22 protein-coding genes are annotated in these 21,737 nt (G+C 72.6%); 13 read left to right on the plus strand and 9 right to left on the minus strand.

Annotated elements, in window-relative coordinates:
- Window position 1 precedes the first annotated feature (1 nt).
- From cbiQ to ACFYVL_RS11275, 3 genes are all read left to right on the plus strand, one after another.
- Window positions 2-763, plus strand: a complete 762-nt coding sequence (gene cbiQ, locus ACFYVL_RS11265; RefSeq protein ID WP_389243145.1) for a cobalt ECF transporter T component CbiQ — start codon at window positions 2-4, stop codon at window positions 761-763.
- Entirely contained in the window at window positions 764-1,519 is a 756-nt protein-coding gene (locus ACFYVL_RS11270; RefSeq protein WP_389243147.1) for an energy-coupling factor ABC transporter ATP-binding protein, read from the plus strand.
- A 114-nt stretch (window positions 1,520-1,633) separates the two neighbouring features.
- Window positions 1,634-2,806 (plus strand): serine hydrolase domain-containing protein, encoded by a 1,173-nt coding sequence (locus ACFYVL_RS11275; RefSeq protein ID WP_389243149.1) that lies wholly within the window; start codon window positions 1,634-1,636, stop codon window positions 2,804-2,806.
- A 96-nt stretch (window positions 2,807-2,902) separates the two neighbouring features.
- Here ACFYVL_RS11275 and ACFYVL_RS11280 read toward each other — a convergent pair whose 3' ends face one another.
- Window positions 2,903-3,739 (minus strand): hypothetical protein, encoded by an 837-nt coding sequence (locus tag ACFYVL_RS11280; protein WP_389243151.1) that lies wholly within the window; start codon window positions 3,737-3,739, stop codon window positions 2,903-2,905.
- A gap of 162 nt (window positions 3,740-3,901) precedes the next feature.
- Window positions 3,902-4,795: a D-alanyl-D-alanine carboxypeptidase family protein gene (locus ACFYVL_RS11285; RefSeq protein WP_389243152.1), complete on the minus strand. Its 894-nt coding sequence runs from the start codon at window positions 4,793-4,795 to the stop codon at window positions 3,902-3,904.
- A gap of 331 nt (window positions 4,796-5,126) precedes the next feature.
- Between ACFYVL_RS11285 and ACFYVL_RS11290 the strand changes: the two genes are divergently transcribed.
- Window positions 5,127-5,747, plus strand: coding sequence for a hypothetical protein (locus tag ACFYVL_RS11290; protein ID WP_389243154.1), 621 nt, complete (start codon window positions 5,127-5,129; stop codon window positions 5,745-5,747).
- A gap of 44 nt (window positions 5,748-5,791) precedes the next feature.
- Here the strand turns inward: ACFYVL_RS11290 and ACFYVL_RS11295 are convergent, their stop codons facing one another.
- Together ACFYVL_RS11295 and ACFYVL_RS11300 are read right to left on the minus strand one after the other, a co-directional pair.
- Window positions 5,792-6,853 (minus strand): CU044_5270 family protein, encoded by a 1,062-nt coding sequence (locus ACFYVL_RS11295; protein ID WP_389243156.1) that lies wholly within the window; start codon window positions 6,851-6,853, stop codon window positions 5,792-5,794.
- Window positions 6,838-7,401, minus strand: coding sequence for an RNA polymerase sigma factor (locus ACFYVL_RS11300; protein ID WP_389243158.1), 564 nt, complete (start codon window positions 7,399-7,401; stop codon window positions 6,838-6,840). Before ACFYVL_RS11300 ends, ACFYVL_RS11295 begins: the two co-directional genes overlap by 16 nt.
- 92 nt (window positions 7,402-7,493) lie before the next feature.
- Here ACFYVL_RS11300 and ACFYVL_RS11305 point away from each other — a divergent pair, with 92 nt between their 5' ends.
- Window positions 7,494-7,901 (plus strand): PPOX class F420-dependent oxidoreductase, encoded by a 408-nt coding sequence (locus ACFYVL_RS11305; RefSeq protein ID WP_389243160.1) that lies wholly within the window; start codon window positions 7,494-7,496, stop codon window positions 7,899-7,901.
- Between the two features lie 63 nt (window positions 7,902-7,964).
- On the opposite strand, the gene ACFYVL_RS11310 is transcribed toward ACFYVL_RS11305, so the two are convergent.
- The 4 genes from ACFYVL_RS11310 to ACFYVL_RS11325 all read right to left on the minus strand — a co-directional run bounded on the left by ACFYVL_RS11310 (window position 7,965) and on the right by ACFYVL_RS11325 (window position 13,026).
- Window positions 7,965-8,816, minus strand: coding sequence for an EamA family transporter (locus tag ACFYVL_RS11310; RefSeq protein ID WP_389243162.1), 852 nt, complete (start codon window positions 8,814-8,816; stop codon window positions 7,965-7,967).
- Complete coding sequence (locus ACFYVL_RS11315) at window positions 8,813-9,325, minus strand: YbaK/EbsC family protein (RefSeq protein ID WP_389243164.1); 513 nt, start codon at window positions 9,323-9,325, stop codon at window positions 8,813-8,815. Before ACFYVL_RS11315 ends, ACFYVL_RS11310 begins: the two co-directional genes overlap by 4 nt.
- A gap of 119 nt (window positions 9,326-9,444) precedes the next feature.
- Window positions 9,445-11,079: a penicillin-binding transpeptidase domain-containing protein gene (locus tag ACFYVL_RS11320; protein WP_389243166.1), complete on the minus strand. Its 1,635-nt coding sequence runs from the start codon at window positions 11,077-11,079 to the stop codon at window positions 9,445-9,447.
- A 186-nt stretch (window positions 11,080-11,265) separates the two neighbouring features.
- A complete protein-coding gene (locus tag ACFYVL_RS11325; protein WP_389243168.1) occupies window positions 11,266-13,026 on the minus strand; it encodes a dolichyl-phosphate-mannose--protein mannosyltransferase in 1,761 nt (586 codons plus the stop codon).
- 61 nt (window positions 13,027-13,087) lie between these two features.
- On the opposite strand from ACFYVL_RS11325, the gene rsmI reads away from it, so the two are divergent.
- The 6 genes from rsmI (at window position 13,088) to ACFYVL_RS11355 (ending at window position 19,484) form a co-directional block, all read left to right on the plus strand.
- The gene (rsmI, locus tag ACFYVL_RS11330; RefSeq protein ID WP_389243170.1) at window positions 13,088-14,032 is read left to right on the plus strand and encodes a 16S rRNA (cytidine(1402)-2'-O)-methyltransferase; all 945 of its coding nucleotides are present in this window, start codon (window positions 13,088-13,090) and stop codon (window positions 14,030-14,032) included.
- A gap of 130 nt (window positions 14,033-14,162) precedes the next feature.
- Window positions 14,163-14,606 (plus strand): hypothetical protein, encoded by a 444-nt coding sequence (locus tag ACFYVL_RS11335; protein WP_389243172.1) that lies wholly within the window; start codon window positions 14,163-14,165, stop codon window positions 14,604-14,606.
- Between the two features lie 129 nt (window positions 14,607-14,735).
- A complete protein-coding gene (locus tag ACFYVL_RS11340) occupies window positions 14,736-15,605 on the plus strand; it encodes a TatD family hydrolase (RefSeq protein ID WP_389243174.1) in 870 nt (289 codons plus the stop codon).
- 199 nt (window positions 15,606-15,804) lie between these two features.
- Complete coding sequence (locus ACFYVL_RS11345) at window positions 15,805-17,445, plus strand: ubiquitin-like domain-containing protein (RefSeq protein ID WP_389243176.1); 1,641 nt, start codon at window positions 15,805-15,807, stop codon at window positions 17,443-17,445.
- A 222-nt stretch (window positions 17,446-17,667) separates the two neighbouring features.
- Window positions 17,668-18,543, plus strand: a complete 876-nt coding sequence (rsmA, locus tag ACFYVL_RS11350; RefSeq protein WP_389243178.1) for a 16S rRNA (adenine(1518)-N(6)/adenine(1519)-N(6))-dimethyltransferase RsmA — start codon at window positions 17,668-17,670, stop codon at window positions 18,541-18,543.
- Window positions 18,540-19,484, plus strand: coding sequence for a 4-(cytidine 5'-diphospho)-2-C-methyl-D-erythritol kinase (locus tag ACFYVL_RS11355; RefSeq protein WP_389243179.1), 945 nt, complete (start codon window positions 18,540-18,542; stop codon window positions 19,482-19,484). The genes rsmA and ACFYVL_RS11355 overlap by 4 nt, the downstream gene beginning before the upstream one ends.
- A gap of 56 nt (window positions 19,485-19,540) precedes the next feature.
- Here ACFYVL_RS11355 and ACFYVL_RS11360 read toward each other — a convergent pair whose 3' ends face one another.
- Complete coding sequence (locus tag ACFYVL_RS11360) at window positions 19,541-20,041, minus strand: FBP domain-containing protein (protein WP_389243181.1); 501 nt, start codon at window positions 20,039-20,041, stop codon at window positions 19,541-19,543.
- A gap of 95 nt (window positions 20,042-20,136) precedes the next feature.
- Here ACFYVL_RS11360 and ACFYVL_RS11365 point away from each other — a divergent pair, with 95 nt between their 5' ends.
- Together ACFYVL_RS11365 and ACFYVL_RS11370 are read left to right on the plus strand one after the other, a co-directional pair.
- Window positions 20,137-20,715 (plus strand): TetR/AcrR family transcriptional regulator, encoded by a 579-nt coding sequence (locus ACFYVL_RS11365; RefSeq protein ID WP_389243183.1) that lies wholly within the window; start codon window positions 20,137-20,139, stop codon window positions 20,713-20,715.
- Window positions 20,716-20,842: 127 nt separating this feature from the next.
- On the plus strand, window positions 20,843-21,709 hold the full coding sequence (locus tag ACFYVL_RS11370; protein WP_389243185.1) for a hypothetical protein: 867 nt from the start codon (window positions 20,843-20,845) through the stop codon (window positions 21,707-21,709).
- Window positions 21,710-21,737 lie beyond the last annotated feature (28 nt).

The raw sequence follows: 21,737 nt of genomic DNA on the forward strand, positions 1-21,737 counted from the left end.
CATGGGCGCCGGTCACGCGCACGCCCTCTACCGGCGCGGTCACAGCCCGGTCCACGCGCTGCCGCCGCACTGCAAGCTGGTCGCCGTCCTCGCCTTCGTGGTGGTGGTCGTCGCCACCCCGCGCGAGGCGGTGTGGGCGTTCGCGCTGTACGCGGTGCTGCTTGCCGGGGTCGCGTACGTGGCCCGCGTGCCGGTCCGGCACGTGCTGACGCGGATGCTGGTCGAGGTGCCGTTCGTCGCCTTCGCGGTGCTGATGCCGTTCGTCGCGGAAGGCGCCCGCGTGCAGGTCGCCGGGGTGTCGCTGAGCGTCTCCGGGCTGTGGGGTGCGTTCAACGTGCTCGCCAAGGGCACCCTCGGCGTCGCCGCCTCCGTACTCCTCGCCTCCACCACCGACCTGCGCGAACTGCTCCTCGGGCTCCAGCGGTTGAAGCTCCCGCCGCTGCTCGTGCAGATCGCGTCCTTCATGATCCGCTACGGCGAGGTGATCGGCGGCGAGATGCGCCGGATGTCGATCGCGCGCAGGTCGCGGGGGTTCGAGGCCCGGGGCGTACGTCAGTGGGGAGTGCTCGCCAAGTCGGCGGGCGCGCTGTTCATCCGGTCGTACGAGAGGGGCGAGCGCGTGCACCTGGCGATGATGAGCCGCGGGTACACGGGAGTGATGCCGGTGATCGACGAGGTCACCGCGTCACGGGAGCAGTGGATACGAGCGGCGGCGCTGCCGGGGGCGGCGCTGTTGGTGTGTGTGACGGGATGGGTGTGGTGAATGAGTACGAAACAGCCTTCGCTGTCGGTGAGTGGGCTCGCCTATGCCTACCCGGACGGCCACCAGGCCCTCTTCGGCGTCGACCTGACAATCGGCCAGGGGGAGCGGGTCGCGCTGCTCGGCCCCAACGGCGCGGGCAAGACCACCCTCGTCCTGCACCTCAACGGCATCCTCGCCGCAGGTGCGGGAAAGGTCGAGGTGGCAGGCCTCCCCGTCGCCCAACGGAACCTCGCGGAGATCCGCCGCCGCGTCGGCATCGTCTTCCAGGACCCCGACGACCAGCTCTTCATGCCCACCGTCCGTGAGGACGTGGCCTTCGGTCCGGCCGCGAGCGGAATGCGGGGCGCGGAGCTGGAGGCCCGGGTCCGGGAGGCGCTGGAGCGGGTGGGGATGGCGGAGTTCGCCGAACGTGCCCCGCACCACCTCTCCTTCGGGCAGCGCCGCCGGGTGGCGGTGGCGACCGTACTCGCGATGCATCCCGAGATCCTCGTACTGGACGAACCGTCGTCCAATCTCGACCCGGCGTCGCGCCGCGAACTGGCCGACATTCTGCGTGAATTGGACGTGACGGTCCTCATGGTCACGCACGACCTGCCGTACGCGCTGGAACTCTGCCCGCGCGCGGTCGTGCTGAGCGAGGGCGTCGTCGCCGCGGACGGCCGCACCCAGGACCTCCTGCTCGACGAGGGGTTGATGCGCGCCCACCGCCTGGAGCTGCCGTTCGGCTTCGACCCGGGTTCGGTACGGGTGCCCTAGCGGCGGCGGCGCCCCTGGGGGGTACGTGGGGGCCGGGACAGCGGCGCAGGTCGAAGCGTTGCACCATATGGGGGCGGGACAAGTCGGTGCCAGGTGTGAGTGGGAGTGGTGTGCGTGGACGTCCAGGGCACGGTGGCGGACGGTTTCGAGCCGGTCAGGGACGCGTTCGTCGCCAACTTCCAGCAGCGCGGTGAACGCGGCGCGGCCGTCGCCGTCTACCGGCACGGCCACAAGGTCGCCGACCTCTGGGGCGGCACCCGCGACGTCGACGGCGGCGACCCGTGGGCGCTGGACACCGCGCAGGTCGTCCGCTCGGCGGGCAAGGGCATCGCCGCGGCCGTCCCGCTCCTCCTCCACCAGCGCGGCCAGATCGACCTCGACGCACCGGTGGGCACCTACTGGCCGCAGTTCAAGGCGGCCGGCAAGGAACGCGTCCTGGTCCGCCACCTCCTCTCGCACCGGGCCGCGATACCCGCCCTGGACCGCCCGTTGACGCCCGCCGAGGCCTGCGACGGCGAGTCCGGGGCGCGTGCGGTCGCCGCCCAGGCCCCGCAGTGGGAGCCCGGCACCGACCACGGCTACCACGCCCAGACGTACAGCTTCCTGATCGCCGAACTCGTCCGCCGCGTCACCGGCCGCACCATCGGCCGCTGGGTCGCCGAGGAGATCGCCCGCCCGCTCGGCCTCGACTTCTGGATCGGGCTGCCGCAGGAGGAGGCCCACCGGGTCGGCCGCCTCGACCGCATCGAGGAGCCCGCGAACCCCGGCGGCCTCAAGCTCCGCCCCAAGCGCGCCGTCAGCGACGCCTACGCCGACCCCGCCTCCCTCACCAGCCGGGCCTTCGGCGCCATCGACCCGCTCCCCGACGAGAACGACCCCGCCTACCGGGCCGCCGAACTCCCCGCGTCCGGCGCCATATCCACCGCCCGTGCGCTGGCCCGCTGCTACGCGGCGATGCTCGGCCCCCTCGACGACGGCCCGCGGCTGTTCGCCCCCGCGACCCTCACCCTCGCGCGCACCGAGGAGTCGGCGGGCCCCGACCGCGTCCTGGTGGTCAACACCCGTTTCGGCCTCGGCTTCATGCTGCACGGCTCGGCGTCCCCGCTGCTGGGCCCCAGTTCCTTCGGCCACCCCGGCCGCGGCGGCTCCCTCGGCTTCGCCGACCCGGAGTCCGGCATCGCGCTGGGCTACGTGACCAACGGCCTGCGCAAGGGTGTCACCGCGGATCCGCGGGCGTCCGCGCTGATCGCCGCGGTGAAGGCGAGCCTGGCGGCGGCGAAGTCCTGAGCCGGGGCGGCACACCCGGGTCGCTCACCTGCTGCCCGCGGCGTCCCTTCACCTGCTGTCCGCAGCGTTCCTTCACGTGCTGCCCGCCGCGTTCTCTCACCCACTGCCCTCCGCCCGTACGACGGGCGGCCGGCCGGGCCGGGTCACCGGGCCGGAGGAGTGCAGCCCGTGCAGCCGTTCGACGGCCCGGTTCAGCGTCCTGGCGGACAGCCGTGCGTAGTTGTCCTCCTCCGGACCGCCGCCACGGGTCCGCGAGGTGATCAGAGCGGCGTAGTCCCCGTCCCTGACCAGGTACACGCATGCGGCGTCGCCCGCCCAGTCGGCGGGCGCGCCGGGCTCCAGGTACCGCTCCAGCTCCAGTACGACACCGTGGCCGACGGCGGGGAGCTTCCGGAAGCGTTCGTGGACGGTGATCGCATACTGTCGGCCGCCGCCGTGCTCGTCCACGTCGTCCGGGATCGTGACGCCGTCGCAACTGCGCGGCGACTCGGTCAGGGCCCGTGCCAGGCGCCGGAACCCGTCCTCCGGGAGCCGGGCGACATGCATCGCGATCCCGCCGTAGTCGCCGGTCGAGTACCGGGCGGCGGCGCCGGGGAAGCCCTGGTCCCGTTCGGCGCGTCGGCGGAAGTCGTCCAGGACGCTCTGGTCGCGGTGGCAGTTCGGGGCGGTGGACGCGGGCACCGGGAGCAGGGCGGGCGTGGGGCCCCCGTACGGCGGCTTGTCGGCGAACTTGACGCCCCGGGGGAAGTCGGCGGGCAGCAGTAGCCCGTACCCCACGAACCTCCGAACGTCCTGCGTGCTCACCCGCACGCCGTCGCGGGCGACGAGGAGGGGTACGGCGAGGAGCAGGCCGAGCGCGCCCGCCAGCAGCCGCGACCGTCGCGGCAGACGAACGGGCCGGTGCGTACGGGGGGCTGTTCTCCCGGGAAACATCCCCGGAGCCTAACCCTCCGTACACACCGGCCCGCTGCCCAAGAGGCTCACCGGCCCGTTGCCCGGTCGGCTCACCGACCCCCGGTCAGCCGATTCCCCGGCCTCCGCGGCCGATTCCCAGGTCGAGGACTCGGCCGACTCCCGCGCCGGAATTCCGGCCGGTCAGAGCCTGAAGCCGTAGTCCATGATCTTCTTCGCGTCCGCGGTCCGGTTGACCTCGTTGGTCGAGGCGAGGACCGCGCCGACCACCGTGCGCTTGCCGCGGGTGGCGGCGAAGACCAGGCAGTACTTGGCCTGCTTGCCGGAGCCGGTCTTCACGCCGATGGCACCGCTGTAGCTGCCGAGCAGCTTGTTGGTGTTGGTCCACGACATGTTGCGGTAGCCACCGTTCTTGGTGGTCACCCGCTGGGTGGTCGACCTGGTCTTCACGATCGCGCGGAAGTGGTTGTTCTTCAGCGTGTTCGCGGCCAGCTTCGAGAGGTCGCGCGGCGTCGAGTAGTTGGCGCCGTTGCTGATGCCGTCGAACGAGTCGAAGTGGGTGTTCTTCATGCCCAGGCTGCTCGCGGTCGCGTTCATCTTCCCGATGAACGACTTCACGCGCGCCGCCCGCGTCTTGCCCGCACCGAACTTGTCCGCCAGCGCGTACGCCGCGTCGCAGCCGGACGGCAGCATCAGCCCGTAGAGCAGCTGCCGCACGCTGACCTTGTCGCCGACGATCAGCCGTGCCGAGGAGGCGCCCCGGCTGACGATGTAGTCGCTGTACGCCTTGTCGATCGTGACCTTGGTGTCCAGGTTGAGGCCCTTGACGCCGAGCACCACCCGAGCGGTCATGATCTTGGTCGTGGAACCCGTGGACAGCCGGGTGTCCGCGTACTTCCCGAAGTACGTGCGCCCCGAGGCGGCGTCCATCAGGAAGCCGCCCTTGGCGACGATCGACGGCGCCTTGGGCGCGGCGGCCTGCGCCGCCGGAGCGACGAACGCCCCGGCCGCCATGACCGACCCGGCGGTGACGAGAGTCGCCGATATGCGACAGATCGCCTTGATGCCAGTATTCAAGGTAAATGCTCCAAATGCCCTGAAGTGGCGGCCACATGAGGAGGTCGCCTGCGTGTGTGACGCATGTGAAGGGCAAATGGATGTACGGAAACCCGGGTCTTTACCTTTCTCTTACCGGCGCGGGGTGGACCCGAGGGGCGGCGTCGCTGCCGTCATGGCGTCGGTGGCCCCTGTGTGACGTCGGGGTACAAGCGCAACCACCTTGAAAAATGCGTCAGTTGATGAAAACGAGACACCTGTGATTGGGGTGAAATCGTCTGGACGTCCGACACTCGCACACGTGAGGATATCGTGGCTGCCGGGCGCGTGGCCCGTGGCCGGGGAGGGACTCATGCTCAGCAGGAGTGCACGTTCCATCGGTGTCGCCGTCGTGGTGGGAGCCACGGTCTTCGGCTCGACCCAGGCGTCCGCGACCGCGGCGGTCGACGGGCTGCAGCGGGAGATCGACAAGGTCCTCGCGGAGTCGGAGGGCGGCGTCCAGATCAGCCGCAACGAGATCGCCTGGCACGACGGCGAAGCGATCATGACCTTCGCCCTCCCCGGCGAGCGGCGGGCCCCGGTGAGCAGCCCCGCCGCACAGAGGCTCCAGGCACGAGCGGCGGGCCTGCCCGAGTCCACGAGGGAGCGCGAAGGCACGGCACTCGCCGCGGACAACTGCCCCACCGAGGTGTTCGGGAACGACTGGTACTGCTTCTACCAGTACCCGAACTGGGAAGGCCGCCGGCTGGCCTGGAACATGCCCAAGACCAGGTTCGTGAACTTCAGCGACTACGGGTTCGTCAACATGACCTCGTCGTGGTCGAACAAGGGCGAGATGAACATCCGGGTCTACGGCAGGACCCGTGCCGGTGACGACAACTCCTGCATCGACCCGCTGTGGGTGGAGGCACCGCACACCACCGACGCACGGGCGAATGCCGACAACGCGGCGGACTGTTTCCTCGCCGCCTAGCGCGAGGGTGACCGGCCGCCGCACGGCCGGTCCTCACTCGGTCCTCACTCGGGCTTCGCGCTCAGGTAGTTCACATAGAGGGTCACCGAGGGAACGCTCACGTTGAGCGCGCCGGCGGTCTCGGTGAGTTCTTCCTCGTACGCGAGCAGCCTGCCGTCGGCGGGGGCGAAGATCAGGGTGTGCCGGGTGGGCAGGCCGCCGTAGTCGGAATCGACGTACACGGCCCGGCCGGTCCGGCCCGCCCGGTCCGTGACCGTTCCCCGGTACTTGACGTCGGGCCGCGAAGCGAGCACGTCGAGAAGGGCGGCCCGCTGCCGTCCGTTCCAGAACTCGGTCAGGTGGTGGGCGGACACGGAGTCGAAGAGTTCGCCCGATCCTGAGGACTTCTCGGGGTTGCCAGGATTCCGATGGTCGGCGAGGAGCCACCTGTCCATGCCCCGGGCGTCCTCGGGGGCGGGCCGGACCGAACCCCGCGAGGGCGAGGAGCCTTCGGAGGTGAGGGGGCTCTCACCGATGGACCCCGCGTCCTCCCAGACCTCCTCGTCCTCGGGGTTCGCGAACTGCGGAGGCTTCGTCCGCGCCTTCCACCGCTGGGAGCCGTCGGGCTCGACCCAGGTCTCCCGCTCCTCGGGGACGATCGCCGAACGCACCTGGAAGCCGTCGATCCGGGTCGACAGCGACCAGCTCTCGTGCACGGTGCGCACCGTGGCGCCGGCCGGCGGCGTGTACGTGTCCCTGCGGGCGGCGGCGGCGAGCGTGCCCAGTACCGTCCGCGGCGACCGGTCGTCGACCCGGTAGCCGAGGGGGGCCGGCGTCAGCGCGTGCGCGGGCTGCGGGTCGGGGCCGACCATCGTGTACGCCGACACCGCCACCGCGAGCGAGGTGGCGACCGCCAGCCCGCCCAGCGACCACCGCCACCTGCGGGCCGGGCGGGAGGCGGCCGACGGCATGTCGCGGTGGGTGCGCAGCACCTGCTCCAGGACCCGGTCGCGCTCGCGGCGGGTGGCGCGCCAGCCGTCCCGCGCGGTCCCGCCCGGGTCCGTGCCCGCGGCCGGGTCGATCGACTTCAGCGTCCGGTACGCGTGGTCCTTCACCTGGTCCCCCATTCCGCTTCCGTGAGAACTGACGTGTGCCGCCGAGGGGCCTCGGTGATCTCCGTGACCGCGAGAGCCTGCCGGAAGCGGCGCCGCGCGCGGTGCAGACGTACGTGGAAGGCCGCCGTCGTGCAGCCCAGCACCAGCGCCGCGTCCCGCGGCGCCAGCCCCTCCCAGACGTCCAGCCGCAGCACCTCCCGGTCTGCGGGGCGCATCGTCTCGAACGCCGCCGCGACCACCAGGCGTGCGGACACGTCCGCCGCGTGGTCGTCCGCGACCTGTTCCGCCGCCGTCCTGGTGAGGCTGTCCGCGAGCGCCCGGTGGCGCCGCTCGTCGCGGTACGCGTTGGCCAGCGTCAGCCGGGCCACCCCGTACAGCCACGGCAGCAGCCGCTCCCGGGGCGCCTCGTGCCACCGCCGCCACGCCACGGTGAAGACCTCGGCCACCACGTCCTGCACGGCGTCGGCACCCACCCGCCTGCGCACGTACGACTCGACGGCCGCGAAGTGCAGCCGGTAGGAGTCCGTGTACGACTGTGCGTCGTCGATCGGAATCACCATCCCCTCCACCTTCCTTGTGTCGGGGGCCCGCGCGGACTTACACACCGCACCGAACTTCTGTGACGGGAAGCGGTGTTCGTATGCTCACGTGCATGTCGACTTCTCTGAACGCCACGGCCCGCAAGCTCTTCGACGGCCCGAACGTCGCCGTCCTCGCCACGATCAACGCCGACGGCAGTCCGCAGACCTCGGTGGTCTGGGTGGGGCGCGACGGTGACGACCTGCTCGTCTCCACCCAGGACGGGCGGCTGAAGGTGCGCAACATCCGCCGCGACCCGAGGGTCAGCCTGACCGTGTACGCGGCGTCCGACACCGACACCTACGTCGAGGTACGGGGTTCGGCCGCGGTCGCGGAGGACGAGGGGCGGCGGCTGGCCGTCGAACTGGCCGAGAAGTACGAGGGGCCGGGGGCGGGCGAGGAGTACCTGCGACTGCCCGCGGAGGCCGTGCGGCTGACGCTGCGCATCACCCCGCGGAAGGTGGTCGGCCTCGGGGCGTAGCCGGGGTGGCGGCCACCGTCGTGCACCCGGTGGCCGCCACCGGGCATCCCCCCGGCCGGGGGCTCAGCTCGCGTGCAGCATCAGGCCGATGCCCACCACCATCAGGCCCGCCGCCGCGATCCTCGGGGCGCCGAATCGTTCCTTGAAGAACAGCGAGCCGATGGCCGCGCCCACGATGATGCTCGACTCGCGCAGGGCCGCGATCGGGGCCAGCGGGGCGCGGGTCTGGGCCCACAGGACCAGGCCGTACGCGACGACCGACAGCGCCGCGCCGCAGAACCCGCGGACCGCGTACGGCTTCAGCTGGGCGGCCAGACGGGCGCGGCGCCGGTACAGGGTGTACAGCGGGATGGAGATCCCTTCGAGGATCATCAGCCAGGCGATGTAACCGAGCGAGGTGCCGGAGGCGCGGACGCCGAGGCCGTCGACCGTCGTGTACGAGGCGATGGCCAGGCCGGTGGCGAGTGCCGCGCCGATGGCCGTCCACTGCGGTTTCCTGCCGGACCCGCGGATGCCCCACAGGGCCACTCCCACGAGGCCGGTGCAGGCGACCGCGACGCCGGTCAGCTGCCAGCCGCCGGGGATCTCGTTCGCGAAGAGCGCCGCCAGGACCGTCACCGCGAGCGGCGCGCTGCCCCGGGCGATCGGGTACATCTGGCCGAAGTCGCCGAGCGTGAACGACCGCATCAGCAGCAGCATGTACGCGACGTGCAGCGCGGCGGAGAGGACCAGGTAGGGCCACGCCTCCGCCGCCGGGAGCGGGACGAAGAGCGCCGCCACCGCGCCGATCAGCAGGCCGCCGCCCGATATGAGGGTGAAGGAGAGGAGCTGGTCCTTGATGTGGTGGGCTATCGCGTTCCAGCTGGCGTGCGTGACGGCGGCGACGAGCACCGCCGCGCAGACGAGAGGGGTCACGTGGCGGCCCCGCCGGCGGGGGTGGTGTCCTCGCGCACGTCGGTGAGGGTCGCGCCGGCCTGGGCGATCAGTGCGGACGGTTCCATCGGGAACACGGTGTGCGGGTCGCCCGCCGCCGCCCACACCACCGGGTGCGCCAGCAGCCCCCGGTCCGCCAGCACCCGGGTCCTGGTGACGTGGCCGAACGGTGGTACGCCGCCGATCGCGTAACCGGTGGTCGACCTGACCAGTGCCGCGTCCGCCCGTTTCACTTCCGCCGCGCCCAGTTCGGCCCGTACCCGCTCGACGTCGACGCGCGAGGAGCCGTCCATCAGGACCAGGACCGGCACCCCGTCCGCCGTGAAGACCAGCGACTTGACGATCTCGCTCGGCGCGCAGCCGACCGCGGCGGCGGCCTGCGCGGCGGTGCGCACGCCGTCCGGGAAGCGGCGGGTCTCGACGGTGAGATGGGCCTCGCGGAGCGCCGCCGTGAACAGGGGGTGGACGGGGGTGGGATCGGTAGTGCTCATGGCCCGCACGCTACTGCGCGGCGTGCGGGCCGTGCGACCGGGTTCCGAGGGGTGGGTGGCCGGGGACCCGACGGTGATCGGTCAGTAACTGTCGATAAATCAACTGTCGTTGACGGTCGTCAACGGGCGTTGAGGACCTCGGCCACGATCGGCCCCGCCGCGTCGCCGCCGTGACCGCCGGCCGGTACGGCCGCCGCCGCCACGAGGTCGTCGGCGTAACCGGTGAACCAGCTGTTGGACTCCTTCTGGTTGTCCAGTTCGGCGGAGCCGGTCTTGGCGCCCTTGTTGCCGCTGACGGACGACATCGCCTTCTGTGCCGTACCGCTGGTGGCGGTGAGGCTCATCATCGAGCGGATGCCGGAGACCGTCGCGGGCGACAGGGAGTTGGGGGCCTTCGCGAACTCGCGGTCGTCGAGGTCCTGTGCGACCAGGTACGGCTGGTGGAAGGTGCCGGTGGTGGCGGTCGCGGTGATCGACGCGATGTTCAGCGGGTTGAACCGGGTGTTGCCCTGCCCGATGTACTGGGTGGCGGCGGGCCCCCTCTCCTCGGGTGCCATCTTGCCGTCGAAGGTGGCGATGCCGGTCTTCCAGACCGCCCCCACGCCGAAGTAGGAGGAGGCGAAGGCGGGCAGCGCGCCGTCGTCCTTGACCTCGACGATCTGCTTGATGAAGGCGCTGTTGCAGGAGACGGCGAAGGCCTGGGAGAAGGGGATCTTCCCGTAGCCCTTCTTGTTGAGGTTGTTGACGTGGGTGCCGTAGTAGTTGACGTCCGCCGGGCAGTCGACCGTCTTGGCGGGCGTGACGATGCCCTTCTCCAGGAGCATCGCCGCCGTGAGGACCTTCAGGGTGGAGCCGGGGGCGGTGGTCCCGCTGACCGAGGCGGGGAAGCCCGACGCCGTGTTGTCGGCGATGGCCCGGATCGCCCCCGTACCGCGGTTCAGTGCGACGGCCGAACCGCCCGGGAACTTCTTCACCGCCTTCTCGGCCGCGGCCTGGATGTCCGCGTCGATGGTGGTCTCCAGCTTGCCCGGCTCCCCCTTGGAGAGGGTGAGGAGGGTGCGGGCCGGGGCGTCCGGGTTCTCGGACGCGATGTACAGCTCGATGCCCGGCTTGCCGTGCGACTGCTCGCCGTACTTCTTGCGCAGCTGGTCCAGGAACTGGCCGAGGGAGGGGTACTTCTCCTTCGTCAGCTCCTTGCCGTTGCGGTCGACGGCCTTGATGGGCGGGGCGGACGCCGTACCCGTCTTGAGGGTCTCGCCCTTCTTCAGGTCCGGGTGCACGACGGCCGGCGCCCAGTCGACGAGCGCCCGGCCGGTGGTCTTCCCGCGTACGACGGTCAGCGACGAGGCGTAGCTGAGCGGCTTCTGCTGCCCGTCTGCGACGACCTTGCCGGTGACGGTGAAGGGCACCTTGGCGCCCACCGGGTTACCGGGGGTGATCTTCAGGCCCGTGATGCGGGCCTCCTCGGAGTACGCGGAGAGGACCGTGGTGGCGATGGTGGCGTTGTTGGTCAGCTGGGCGGCGGTGGCGGAGTCCGCCTTCGCCCAGGCGGTGAGGAAGTCGTTGGCCGTGGACTTCACCTCGTCGGCGGTCGGCGGCCCGGTGCGGGCCGGCGCGGCACCGGCGCCCGCCCGCGTGCCGCCGTCCTTGCCGTCGGAGTCGGAGGACAGGAGCTGGTAGCCCCCGTATCCGACGCCACCGGCGACCAGTACGAACACGCCGCCCACGACGGCGACCTTGGCTCCACTGCGCATGTCCGCAGTCCCCTCCCCAGGAGTCCCCGGGCGCACGGTGCCCGGGAGTCATCGGGGAGTGACTCTACGGGGCGGCAGAGACAGGGGTGCCGGGTGTTATGGGACTGGTACGCCGGGCGTTATGGGACTGGTACGTGGCAGGGGCATCCGGTTTTGGTCCCCGGGACGCCGGGCCCGGCCGCCCGGCTAGATCCACGTATCGAGCCACATCCGGTGCCGCCACGCGTCGATCGGCATCGTGGTGCCGGTGTAGATGGGCCAGAAGTAGATGAAGTTCCAGACGATCAGCAGGACCAGGACCCCGGCGCCGATCGCACCGATCGAACGGCGGCGTTCGTCCGAGCCCGGTGGGCCGAGGATCGCGCCGATCATCATCGCCACCGCGAGACACAGGAACGGGACGAAGACGACCGCGTAGAAGAAGAAGATCGTGCGTTCCTGGTAGAGGAACCAGGGGAACCAGCCGGCCACCACGCCCGCCAGGATCGCCCCGGCCCGCCAGTCGCGGCGGAAGAACCAGCGCCACAGCACGTACAGCAGCGCGAACGCCGCCGCCCACCACAGCATCGGCGTGCCCAGCGCGAGCACCTCGCGGGCGCACTTCTCCGTCTCCGTGACCGGACAGCCGTCCGTGCCGGGCCGCGGGGACTCGTAGAAGTACGAGACGGGACGGCCGAGCACGATCCAGGACCACGGGTTCGACTCGTAGGTGTGGCCCGAGGTCAGCTGGATGTGGAACGAGTAGACCTCGCTCTCGTAGTGCCACAGGCTGCGCAGCCACTCCGGCACCCACGTCATGTCGAACTGCGGCAGCGAAACCGGCCCGACGTGGTCCGGCGAGAGACCGGCGCGCCCCTTGGCCCAGTCGCGGAAGTAGCCCTTGTCGGTGACCAGCCAGCCCGTCCAGGAGACCAGGTACGTACCGAGGGCGACCGGCACCGTGGAGACGAAGGCCGGCAGCACGTCCCGCTTCAGCACCGCCCTGTACGGGTGGTGGGCGCCGGCCGTGCGGCGGGCGGCGACGTCCCACACGACGGTCAGCAGACAGAAGACGACCAGCGTGTAGAGGCCGCTCCACTTGGTCGCGAAGGCCAGCCCCAGGCAGAGCCCGGCGGCCAGCCGCCAGGGGCGCAGGCCCAGGCGGAGCGTTTCGGCGATGTGCGCGTCGGGGCGCAGCGCCCCGTCGTCGCCGACGGGCAGCGCGTCCGCCAGCCGGCGACGTGACCAGTCACGGTCGACAAGGAGACATCCGAAGGCCGCCAGCACGAAGAACATCAGCACCTGGTCGAGCAGCGCGGTGCGGCTCATCACGAAGTGCAGCCCGTCGACGGTCAGCAGCAGCCCCGCCAGGCACCCCAGGAACGTCGAGCGCAGCAGCCTGCGCCCGATGCGGCACAGCAGCAGCACGGAGAGCACACCGAGCACGGCGACAGCCACCCGCCAGCCGAACGGCGTGAACCCGAAGAGCTGCTCGCCCCAGCCGATCAGCCACTTCCCGGCCGGGGGGTGGACGACGTACCCGGGGTCGGTCGGAATGGGTACCGCGTCCGGGTTCGCCAGTACCGACTTGTCGACGTCCTTCGGCCAGCTGCCCTCGTACCCCTGGTTGACCAGCGCCCACGCGTCCTTCGCGTAGTACGTCTCGTCGAATATCACCGCCTTGGGGCTGCCCAGGTTCCAGAACCGGGTCAGGGCGGCGAGGAGCGTCACGAGCAGCGGGCCGCCCCACGGGGCGAGCCGGACCAGCCGGTCGGCCAGGTGCGGCCCGATCCGCAGCACCGACCAGAGGTAGGGGCCGGGCGGGCGGGCGTACGGCGGTACGAGGCGGTCCCGCAGGCTCACCTGACGGCGCGGCACGTAGCCGAACCGGCGCAGCCGTCGCTGCCAGTTGGGCGGGTCCTCCTGGGGGGCCCGCCCGTGCTGGGTCTGGGGCGCGGTACTCGTCACCGGGTCATGGTAGGTAACGAGGCTGTGCGAGTCGCCCGTCCACCCTGGGAGGATGGGCGGTGTGACTGGATCGACTGCACCCGCGCCCGCCCCCGCGCCCGCCCCCGCGTCCACCTCCGGGTCCGCCGGCCGGGGAACCCTCGTTCTTGCCGGGACCCCCATCGGGGACGTGGCGGACGCGCCGCCGCGGCTGGCGAAGGAGCTGGAGAGCGCGGACGTGATCGCCGCCGAGGACACCCGGCGGCTGCGGCGCCTCACCCAGGCGCTCGGTGTGTACACGACGGGGCGTGTCGTGTCGTACTTCGAGGGCAACGAGTCGGCCCGCACCCCCGAACTGGTGGAGGCGCTGGAGGGCGGCGCCCGGGTGCTGCTGGTGACGGACGCCGGGATGCCGTCGGTGTCCGACCCCGGCTACCGGCTGGTCGCGGCGGCCGTGGAGAAGGACATCCGGGTCACCGCGGTGCCCGGCCCCTCCGCCGTGCTCACCGCGCTCGCGCTGTCCGGGCTGCCGGTCGACCGGTTCTGCTTCGAGGGGTTCCTGCCGCGCAAGGCGGGCGAGCGGCTCGGCCGGCTGCGCGAGGTCGCCGACGAGCGGCGGACGCTCGTCTACTTCGAGGCGCCGCACCGGCTGGACGACACCCTCGCCGCGATGACCGAGGTGTTCGGCGAGGAGCGGCGGGCCGCCGTCTGCCGCGAGCTGACCAAGACGTACGAGGAAGTGAAGCGCGGCCCGCTGAAGGAGCTCGCCGAGTGGGCGGCCCTGGGGGTGCGCGGCGAGATCACCGTCGTCGTGGAGGGAGCCCCCGAGGCCGGGCCCGCCGAACTGGACGCCGAGGAACTGGTGCGCAGGGTGCGGGTGCGGGAGGAGGCGGGGGAGCGGCGCAAGGAGGCCATCGCCGCCGTCGCCCTCGACGCCGGGCTGCCCAAGCGCGAGGTGTTCGATGCCGTCGTGGCGGCAAAGAATGCGGCTCGCGCGGGGGGTGGTGAGAGTAAAGGAAGCTCTTGAAATGCAAAGCAAATGCCTGAGGGTGACCTGATTTCTCAGGTCGGCGTCAAATGCTCCTTACGTTTTGGCAGGCCTGTCGCGCTTTGGTCCGAAAAGGCGTCCACTGGATGGTGAGTGGAAAGGAGCTGGCATGAGCGAGATCGCCGAAAGCGCGGCCGGCAGCATGACCGCACAGACCTCGACCACCGGATCCCTCGCGGGGACCGTGCAGGAGGCGTACGCCTTCGCGTGCATGAAGTGCGGCCACGGCTGGGAGCAGGCGTACGAGATAGAGCACCACACGGACGGTTCCGGCCACCCCTTCGTCGTCTACCGTGCGAACGGGGAGCGGGTGCCCTCGCCGCTGTCCCGGCCCTCCTGCCTGAACTGCGGCGGCACCGTCGTGCGGATCATGCGCTCCGGCCAGGTGTCGTCCATCCAGGCCCTTCAGCGCCGCCCGGCGAAGACGGCCCCGGCGGCGGCTCCGGTGGCCGGTCCGCTCGCGGCCGGGGAGACGGAGGCCGAGGTTCCGCGGCAGGCGGAGCCGCACCACTGGCACCTCTCGGACCTGCTGCACCCCTTCCGCAAGCACTAAGGGGGGAGAGGGGGCGGGCGGCGCGCGTCGGCGGGAGACCGCGTCGCCGGGAGCGGGAGACGGTCGGCCGCGCGCGGGATGCGGTGGCCGTGAGCCGTGCGCGTGCGCCGCTTTCGTAGGATCGACCGCATGAGCGACAAAGAGACCGCGCCGCCCCCGCCGCCGCCGTTGCGCGTCCCGGTCGCGGATTCGCACACCCACCTGGACATGCAGGACACCACCGTCGAAGAGGCCCTCGCGAAGGCCGCCTCCGTCGGGGTGACGACCCTGGTCCAGGTGGGCTGCGACGTGAAGGGGTCCCAGTGGGCCGCCGAGACGGCGGCCCACCACGAGAACATCCACGCGGCCGTCGCCCTGCACCCCAACGAGGCCCCCCGCATCGTCCTCGGCGACCCCGACGGCTGGTCGCGGCAGGGCGCCCGCCCCGGCGGCGGGGACACCGCCCTCGACGACGCGCTCGCCGAGATCGACCGGCTCGCCGCCCTCGACCACGTGCGCGGCGTCGGCGAGACGGGCCTCGACCACTTCCGTACCGGCCCGGACGGCATGGCCGCCCAGGAGCGGTCCTTCCGCGCCCACATCGAGATCGCCAAGCGGCACGGCAAGGCGCTGGTCATCCACGACCGCGACGCCCACGCCGACGTGCTGCGCGTGCTGGCGGAGGAGGGCGCCCCGGAGCGGACCGTCTTCCACTGCTACTCCGGCGACGCGGACATGGCCCGGATCTGCGCCGAGAAGGGCTACTTCATGTCCTTCGCCGGCACCGTCACCTTCAAGAACGCCCAGCCGCTGCGCGACGCCCTCGCCGTCGCCCCGCTGGAACTGGTCCTGGTCGAGACGGACGCCCCGTTCCTGACCCCGGCCCCGTACCGCGGCCGGCCCAACGCGCCGTATCTCGTTCCGGTCACCGTCCGGGCGATGGCGGCGGTCAAGGGCATCGACGAGGACGCCATGGCAACCGCCATCTCAGTGAATACGGCGCGTGCGTTCGCCTATTGATCCGCCCGGGGGACGCGCGCAAGCGCTTGCCGTGTCCCGGCCCCGGTACCGGCGCGTCCCGGGTTCGTACGGAGGTTCGTCGAGCAACCCTGCGTAGTTGCGCCGCTTTGGAGAGTGACGGCCGCTCCGCTAGTGTCCCGGCCCGCAGCAAGGCGGCCCGGACCTCTCCGGCCCGCCGGTCGGGCGGACCGGGAGCGACGTGAGCAATACGCAAAGTGGTGCGCTGTCCTACGGGGAGCAGTACGGGGAAGCGCCGTACGGCGAGTCGTACGGGGACGCCCCGTACGGGTCGGCGCACCCGCCGTACGACACGTACCAGCCGTCCTACGGGACGTACGAGGGCCGCGATTCGTACGAGAACCCAGGGACGGCGGACGCGTACGGGGCCTACGGGTCGGCGTACGGCTACGAGGGGTCGCCGCACGGGGGCGGGACCTGGGCGCAGGACCATCCGGGTGGCATTCCGGGCCCGGCCTCGGAACCCGACCTCGGCGGCGCCGCTCCGGGCGGCGGCCCGGACGCGCACCCGGACTCCCGGACCGGCGTTGCCCCGGGGGCCGATCCGGACGAGCACGAGCACGAGGACGCGGAGCGGACAGCGGACGCCGGGGCTTCGGACGCCCACGGGGCCGCGGGTGCGGGCGGCCGGGCCGGCGGGCGGGCCGGCGCACGGGCCGAAGGACGTGCCGACGGACGCCGGGCCGCGCGCCGCCGCAAGGGGGCCCCGGCGGGCAGCGGCGGCGGGAGCGAGCGGCCGGACACCCTGCGCAAGCTGGTGCCGCAGGCGCTGGTGGTGGCGTTCCTCGCGGGCGGCACCTCCGCGTTCGTCGCCAACGACAAGTCGATCGAGCTGATCGTCGACGGCGCCCCGCGCACCCTGCACACCTTCGCCGACGACGTCACCGAACTCCTGGAGAAGGAGGGCGTGGCCGTCGGCGAGCACGACCTGGTGGCCCCGGGCCGCGGCCAGACCCTGGCCAGCGGCGACGAGGTGGTGGTCCGCTACGGCCGCCCCGTCACGCTCAACCTCGACGGCGAACGCCGCCAGGTGTGGACCACCGCCCAGACCGTCGAGGGCGCCCTGCGCCAGCTCGGGGTGCGCGCGGAGGGCGCGTACCTCTCCGCCTCCCGCTCCTCGCCGATCTCCCGAAGGGGCCTTGCGCTGGACGTGCGCACCGAGCGCACCCTGACGGTGATGGCCGACGGCCGCGAGCGCACCATCCGCACCAACGCGGCCACCGTGGGGGAGGCGGTCGAGGAGGCCGGGATCTCGCTCGCCAACCAGGACACCACCTCCGTACCGCTGGAGAGCTTCCCGCGCGACGGGCAGACGGTGACCGTCATGCGGATCACCGGGTCCCGGGAGGTGGTCGAGGAACCGATCGACTTCCGGGTGATCCGCAAGGACGACCCGACCGTCTTCAAGGGGACGGAGGAGGTCGTCCGGCCGGGCGTGAAGGGCGCGCGCCGGGTCACCTACGTGCTGCGCACCGTCAACGGGGTGAAGCAGAAGCCCAAGAGGTACTCCGAGGAGATCGCGCGCGAGCCGGTCGACCAGGTGGTCAAGGTCGGTACGAAGCCGATGCCGACGGCGGTCGAGGGCGCGGACCACCTGAACTGGGAGGGGCTCGCGCAGTGCGAGTCCGGGGGACGGCCGGGGGCGACGGACCCGACGGGGACGTACGGCGGGCTCTACCAGTTCGACCGGCAGACGTGGCAGTCGCTGGGCGGGTCGGGGGCGGCGCACGAGGCGCCGGCTTCGGAGCAGACTTTTCGGGCGAAGAAGCTTTATGTGCAGAGGGGGGCCAGTCCTTGGCCGCACTGCGGGAAGAAGCTGTAGGGGGTGGGGCGGGGTCGGGGTACGGGGCCGGGGGCGTCCGGGGCGGGTTCGTGCGGCTCCGCCGGGGGCCGCCCCCTTGCCCGCCCGTTCCGCCCCCGGGGGGCGGCCCCGCCGCCCAAGGGGGCTCGGGCGGGGGCGGCCCGGTTGCCCAAGGGGCTCGGGTGGGGGTGGCCCGGTGGACCAAGGGGGCTTGGGTGGGGTGGGGGACCGTAGGCTTGAGCGGTGAGCACCTCTGAACCTTTCGCCGAGCAGGCGCCGCACTCCCTCCTCGGTCCCGCCGACATCCGTGAGCTGGCCGCCGCCCTGGGCGTACGCCCCACCAAGCAGCGCGGCCAGAACTTCGTCATCGACGCCAACACCGTCCGGCGCATCGTGCGCACGGCCGAGGTGCGCGCGGACGACGTCGTCGTGGAGGTCGGCCCCGGGCTCGGGTCGCTGACGCTGGCGCTGCTGGAGACGGCGGACCGGCTGGTCGCCGTCGAGATCGACGACGTGCTCGCCGCCGCGCTGCCCGCCACCATCCAGGCGCGGATGCCCGGCAGGGCCGACCGGTTCTCCCTCGTCCACTCGGACGCGATGCAGGTCGACGAGCTCCCGGCCGACCCGACCGCGCTGGTCGCCAACCTCCCGTACAACGTCGCCGTCCCGGTGCTCCTGCACATGCTGGAGCGGTTCCCGACCATCGAGCGCACCCTCGTCATGGTCCAGGCCGAGGTGGCCGACCGGCTCGCCGCGAAGCCCGGCAACAAGGTGTACGGCGTGCCCTCCGTCAAGGCCAACTGGTACGCCGAGGTGAAGCGCGCCGGGTCCATCGGCCGCAACGTCTTCTGGCCCGCGCCCAACGTCGACTCCGGCCTGGTCTCCCTCGTGAAGCGCGCCGAACCGGTGCGCACCACCGCCACCCGGCAGGAGGTGTTCGCCGTCGTCGACGCCGCCTTCGCGCAGCGCCGCAAGACGCTGCGGGCCGCCCTCGCGGGCTGGGCGGGCTCGGCCCCGGCCGCCGAGGCGGCACTGGTCGCGGCGGGCATCTCGCCGCAGGCCAGGGGCGAGGCGCTGACGGTGGAGGAGTTCGCGCGGATCGCGGAGGCCAAGGCATGAGCGCCACCGGGCACACGGGGGTCACCGTCCGGGTCCCCGCCAAGGTCAACGTGCAGCTCGCGGTCGGGGCGCCGCGCCCCGACGGGTTCCACCCGCTGGCCAACGTCTTCCTCGCCGTCGGCCTGTACGACGAGGTGACCGCCACCCCCGCCGACGCGCTGCGCGTCACCTGCACGGGACCCGGCGCCGACCAGGTCCCGCTGGACGCCACGAACCTGGCGGCCCGTGCGGCGGTCGCCCTCGCCGCACTCCACGGCCTGGCCCCCGACGTCCACCTCCACATCGCCAAGGACATCCCCGTCGCGGGCGGCATGGCGGGCGGCAGCGCGGACGCGGCCGGCGCGCTGCTGGCCTGCGACGCGCTGTGGGGCACCCGCACCCCGCGGGAACGGCTCCTGGAGATCTGCGCGGAGCTGGGCAGCGACGTGCCGTTCAGCCTGGTGGGCGGGGCGGCGCTCGGCGTGGGGCGGGGCGAGCAGCTGACCCCGTTGGAGGTCGGCGGCACGTTCCACTGGGTGTTCGCGGTCGCGGACGGCGGTCTGTCGACGCCCGCGGTGTACGGCGAGTTCGACCGGCTCACCGCGGGTACGGACGTACCGGAGCCGGCCGCCTCCGACACGCTCCTGGCGGCCCTGCGCACCGGCGACGCGACGGCGCTGGCCGCCGCGCTGAGCAACGACCTCCAGGCCGCCGCGCTGTCGCTGCGCCCCTCCCTGGCCGCGACGCTGGCCGCGGGCACGGAGGCGGGGGCGCTGGCGGCGCTGGTCTCCGGGTCGGGGCCGACGACGGCGTTCCTCGTCAAGGACGCGGAGGCGGCGCGACGGGTCGCGGACGCGCTGCTGGCGTCGGGCACGTGCGTGGCGGCCCGGCCCGCCGAGGCACCGGCCCCGGGCGCGACCGTTCTGGGCGCGACCGTTCCGGGCCCCGAGGCCGCTTCCTGACCTGCCGTTCCTGGACCCGCCGGTCCCGGAACTCCGACTGCCGGCCCGGTCGGCCGCTAGTCGGTCAGCTTCGCCAGGAACGAGAAGAGGTTGGTGCGGGTCCGCTCGATCTGCTGCTCCACGGTGAGCGACTCCTCGAACCGGCCGCCCGGCTCCGGCAGCTTCTTGCCGCGCACGTACAGCGAGCAGGCCATGTCGGTGCACATGTAGAGGCCCACCGAGTTGCCCTGGCGGCCGGCCAGGCCCGCCTTGGGGGCGGTCATCAGGGACACGCCGTTGCCGGGGTGCGTGGTCAGACAGACCGCGCACATGCTGCGGTGCAGGAACCCGCGCTGCCGGGACGGGAAGCGGAAGGTCACGCCGAACAGCCTGCCGTCGGCCGGGTCCTCGGTGACCAGATAGCTGCGGTCGGGCGCCGACAGGTCCCGCCAGCCCATGAAGTCCAGGTCCGCCCAGGGCCGCTCCGCCAGGTCGCGGGGCAGGGGCAGCCGCTTGGCCTCGCCCTTGGAACAGTTGACGAACGACGACCTGATGTCGTTTTCGGTGGCTTCCCTCATGGAAGCGACGGTACGGCTGCCTAGGTGGCCTAGGCAAATGAATAATCGGTTTAGGAGCAAGGCCGGTACGGCCGGGGGAGGGAAGGTGGTGCGGCGTGGCAGCGAAGGTCGGGCTGACCGCTGAACGCGTGGTGCGGGCGGCGGCGGACCTCGCCGACGAGGTGGGGTTCGAGCGGCTGACGGTGTCGGCGGTGGCCCGCGGCCTCGGCGTGAAGGACGCGAGCCTGTACTCGCACGTACGGGGCCTGGAGGACCTGCGGGTACGGGTGGCCCTGCTGGCGGCGGGCGAGTTCGCGGACCGGGTCGAGGCGGCGGTGGCGGGCCGGGCGGGCCGGGACGCGCTGCTCGCGTACGCCGACGCGTACCGCGACTTCGCCCGCGAACGCCCGGGGCGGTACGCGGCCACCCAGGTGAGGGTGGACCCGGAGCAGGTCGCGCGCACGGGAGCGACCGGTCCCGGCCGGTGCGCGGAGACGACGTACGCGGTCCTGCGCGGCTACGGCCTCACCGAGCCGGCGGCGACCGACGCGGTCCGTCTCCTGCGGGCCACCTTCCACGGCTTCGCCCAGCTGGAGGCGGCGGGCGGGTTCGCGGCGGCGCGCGGGGTGCCGGAGTCGTGGGGCCGGATCGTGGAGGCGCTGCACGTGGCGCTGGCGGGGTGGCCCGGGGAGTGAGCGGGCCGCGGGCACCGGCAGGCGGTGCCTCCTCCCCCGTACGGCCGTACCCGGCAAGCCGTGGGTGGGGTACGGGGTTCTGCTGGTGCGTGTACCTGTGGCACCGACCCGAGGCAGGACGAAGCCCATGCACCACGCACCGCACCGCACCTCCCGCCACGTGTCGCGGATATCGGCCGCCGCCGCGGCCACCACGCTGCTGTTCGCCCTCGGCGGCGGTGTCGCGGCGGCGCTCGACACCCCGACCGACCCGGTGGAACTGACCGTCATCGACACCTCGGAGGGCAAGGCGCTGGCCGACAGGAACGGCAACGCGCTGTACGCCTGGGCGGGCGACACCAAGGACGAGTCCCACTGCACCGGCGACTGTGCCGCCAACTGGCCCGCCGCCACCGGCTACCCGACGAAGTCCGCGGACGTCACCGCCGAGACCAACCAGATCGACCTCGCGGGCAGCGACGGCAGGACGAAGCAGGTCGTCCTCGACGAGAAGCCGCTCTACTACTTCAAGGACGACGCGAAGCCGGGCGACACCAAGGGCAACGGGATCAAGGGACCGGACGGAAAGGTGTGGGGGCTGGTCGCGCCCGACGGCAGGATGCTGGGGGCGGCGGCGCCGGTCCCGGTCCCGGACGGGAGCGAGTCGCCGTCGGCGGAACCGAGCGCACCGGCGTCCGAGTCCGCGTCAGCCTCTTCCCCGGCTTCCGCCTCCTCCCCGGCCTCGGCGTCCGCGAGTACGAGTGCGGCCCCGGACACCAGTGCCGCCCCGGACACCCGTACCGGCGCCAGTGCCGGTGCCGGTACGCGCACGGACGGGCCGACCGGGCCCGGGATGACCTCCACACCGTCGGGGGCCGTCAAGGCGGGTGCCGAGGAGAGCGGGCGGGGCGGCTCGCCGGGGATGCTGGCGGCGATCGGCGGTGCGGTGGCGGTGGCCGCCGCGGGCACGGCCTTCGCGGTACGGCGCCGCCGGGCCGACGGCCGGCACTCCTGAGCCGGCCGCGCGGGTTCCCACGCCCCTC

This window comes from Streptomyces sp. NPDC004111 (assembly GCF_042874215.1).
Lineage (GTDB): Bacteria > Actinomycetota > Actinomycetes > Streptomycetales > Streptomycetaceae > Streptomyces.